The following is a 3,455-nucleotide window of genomic DNA, read 5'->3' as shown; positions in this document are numbered from 1 at the left end:
TTTACAAAAGAATTCAAAAATTTATATTTATGACAGATATGGAAAGTTACTAAAACAAATTTTTCCTTTCCAAAGTGGTTGGGACGGAAAGTATAATAACAATGATATGTTTTCAGATGATTATTGGTTTGTTGTAGAATTTGAGTATAATAATACTATGAAATTATTTAAAGCACATTTTACATTAAAGAGATAATCAGACTATTAAAATTGAAAATAGCGAATTAGCTTCAACCTTTAACAGAAAGTTAAGGGACACATTAAAACAGTAAAATAACAATCTTAAAAAAAATATGAAAAAAACAATTTATTCGCTACTTCTACTTTGCTCGATTATGAGTTCTGTAAACGCGCAACAAAAAGAAAACAACAACAAACAAGAAAGTGTTAATGCCAAGGTAGCAGATTTTTCAATCAACAAAGCTTCGACTGATGTTGAAATAAAACGAATTACTGAAATTTTAGAAAAGCAATATGGAATTCAATTAAAAACATCCAAAATAAAACGGAATTCGAATAATGAAATTACCGCTATAAAAATAGATTACAAGTATAAGGATGGTAATGAAGTAAGTATCGTAAAAAAAGGAGATGAGCCAATTGATGAAATATTTATTAATGAAGAAAAGGGAACTATTGTGTTTCATACAGAAACTACCAATCAGAAGGGTGCAACTGTAACTAGCACAAGCATCAGTTTTTAATTTTGAAGATACAAAAAGACCATCGCCCATAGAAAACTGAGCGAAGCTTAATTTAGGAATGGCTTGTAATAAAATTAGAATTTACAAAGATGCCAATGGGAAAATTTATGGTTATGCAATTGGTGTAAATGTTTTAAAATTTAACTAAATGAATTTAACAACAATGCGATTAACAAGCTGTTTAAACAGAAAATTATACTAGTAGAAGGAAAAATTGAAACTGGATGCAACCTTTTTTATTAAAAATTCGTCTTTATTTAAAATTAAACACTAAAACTGAATCGTCAATTACAAAATTTAAAAATTATGAAAAAACAATTAATCCTTTTATTCGCGCTATTTTTTAGTTCACAACTGCTAATCGCGCAAACTACTCCATCACAAAAAATAGATGCCTTTATTGAGCAAAAAGGCAATGACTTTGAGGTGGCATATGAAAAGAAAGACGTTAAGGCATACAATGCATTACTTTCTGAATACCTAATACTACACGAAAATTTACCTACGGATATAAAAAAGGAACGCTCCTATGAGCTAAGTAATATTTATTACAATTTAACTTGTATTTACTCCCTTTTAGGCAATAAGTCCTCAGCTATCAATTGTTTTAAAAAATCAATTGACGCAGGTTATAATAATTACGGCCACGTACAACTTGATACGGACTTAGACAATATCCGAAAAGAGAAAGACTTTGTTGCACTCAATAATAAGCTAAAGCTTACTGGAGACTATCTTTTCATTCTTAAAAGAGCAAATAAATACAACCTCTCAGACAGCAGACCACTGCCTAAATTTAACTATCAAGCTAGCGATAATCCAAATCTTATGGAATTGCGAAAAGGATTTAACTTGGACAGTATTGCAGGACAAGGCAACGATGTGTTGAAAATTTTAAATCTATTGCATTGGGTGCATAATTTGGTTCCGCATAATGGAATGAATGGAAATCCAGAGGTGAAAAATGCATTAAGTATGATTAATGTTTGTAAAAAGGATAACAGAGGATTAAACTGTAGAGGACTTGCCCTAGTTTTGAATGAATGCTACCTTTCAATGGGAATAAAATCAAGGATAGTTACTTGTTATCCCAAAGACATTTTGAAGATTGACAATGATTGCCACGTTATTAATTCAGTTTATTCTGAATCTCTCAAAAAATGGTTATGGATTGATCCGACTTTCAATGCATATGTAATGAATGAAAAAGGAGAAATGCTGAGCATAGAAGAAGTGCGTGTGCGTTTGATTAGTGACAAAACCCTAATTCTAAATCCAGATGCCAATTGGAACAATCAAAATCCACAGACAAAGGAGTATTATCTGTACAATTATATGGCAAAGAATCTTTATATGCTTGAATGCCCAGCAACTAGCGAATATGATATGGAAACACCCCGAGAAGGGAAAACAATTAGCTATATAAAGCTCCTACCTTTGGATTATGATAATCAAAAGCCAGATAAAGAGGAGTCAGAAGGAAAAATTACAATATTCAAAACCAATAACCCAAAAGTGTTTTGGGAGCATTAAACTAGAATTAAAAAAAGAGGAGTCAGTTTTCTAAAACAAAAAAAACATCGCCAATAGAGTCTGGACGATGGTTTATTTAGGAATGGCTTGTAATAAAATCAGAATTTACAAAGATGCCAATGGGAAAATTTATGGTTATCCAATTGGTGTAGATGTTTTAAAATTTAACTAAATGAATTTAACAACAATTTGATTAACAAGCTGTTTAAACAGAATATTATACTAGTAGAAAAAAAATTGAAACTAGATGCAACCTTTTTTATTAAAAATTAAAACAAGCTAATATGAAAAACATCAAAATCTCACTTCTTGCAGTAACCGTGCTGTTAGCATCTTGCGGCAATAAAGAAGAATTGGTATCGGGTATTACCAAAAAGAATATGGATACCTTAGTAAAACCAGGCGATAACTTTGACCGTTTCGTTAATGGAACTTGGGCTAAGAACAACAAAATTCCTGCAGATAAAGCATCGTATGGTGCTTTTGATATGCTGTATGACAAATCGCAAAAAGACGTTAAAGCTATCATTGAAGAAGCTTCTAAAGGAAGTTTTTCCGAAGGTTCAGACGAGCAAAAAATTGGAGATTACTACAGCTCTTATATAAATCGTAAAGACCGTGATGCAAAAGGCGTAACTCCTATTCAATCGGAATTAAAAGCTATTGATGCTATTGCAAATTATACGGACTTAGCAACCTATTTCGGAAAAGCTAACAGAACTGGAGTATCAATTCCTTTTTCAGTTGCTGTTACTGAAGATTTTAAAGATCCAAAAAAATACACTTTAATGACTTGGCAAGGTGGTTTAGGACTTCCTGAAAGAGAGTACTACCTTCAGAATGATGCTAAAATGTCCGACATTCGTAAGAAATATGTAGCGCATATCGAAAAAATGTGGCAACTAGTTGGATTACCAAATGGCGCCGAAAGTGCGTCTAAAGTTATGGCTTTAGAAACTACTTTGGCAACCAACCACATGAAAAAAGAGGACACTCGAAACACAGCAGCGCTGTACAACAAATATGCGTTAACCGATTTAAAATCGTTAATGCCAGATTTTAATTGGACAGCTATGTTAAAAAATGCAGGTGTTGCTAATGAAAAAAATATTGTGATTGCTCAAGTAGCTTATACAAAAAGTTTAAACAATATCATCAAAAACACACCTATTGCTACTTGGAAAACATATTTAAAATGGAGCTTGATAAACAGCACTG

The 3,455-nt window shown here is 31.8% G+C and carries 3 protein-coding genes and 1 pseudogene; all 4 read left to right on the top strand.

Annotated features, from left to right (window positions below):
- Positions 1-196: T9SS type B sorting domain-containing protein (locus ACIQ06_RS16055; RefSeq protein WP_396147942.1), on the top strand; the 196-nt coding region annotated here is incomplete at its 5' end.
- A 97-nt stretch (positions 197-293) separates the two neighbouring features.
- A complete protein-coding gene (locus ACIQ06_RS16050) occupies positions 294-704 on the top strand; it encodes a hypothetical protein (protein ID WP_396147941.1) in 411 nt (136 codons plus the stop codon).
- A gap of 306 nt (positions 705-1,010) precedes the next feature.
- Positions 1,011-2,237: a TPR end-of-group domain-containing protein gene (locus ACIQ06_RS16045; RefSeq protein ID WP_396147940.1), complete on the top strand. Its 1,227-nt coding sequence runs from the start codon at positions 1,011-1,013 to the stop codon at positions 2,235-2,237.
- A gap of 284 nt (positions 2,238-2,521) precedes the next feature.
- Positions 2,522-3,455: pseudogene (locus ACIQ06_RS16040) on the top strand (hypothetical protein); the annotation flags it as partial.

The sequence above is a fragment of the Flavobacterium sp. genome, assembly GCF_044341265.1.
Classification (GTDB): Bacteria; Bacteroidota; Bacteroidia; order Flavobacteriales; family Flavobacteriaceae; genus Flavobacterium.
The sequence above is the reverse complement of the archived record's forward strand: the minus strand, read 5'-3'. Positions and strand labels throughout refer to the sequence as shown.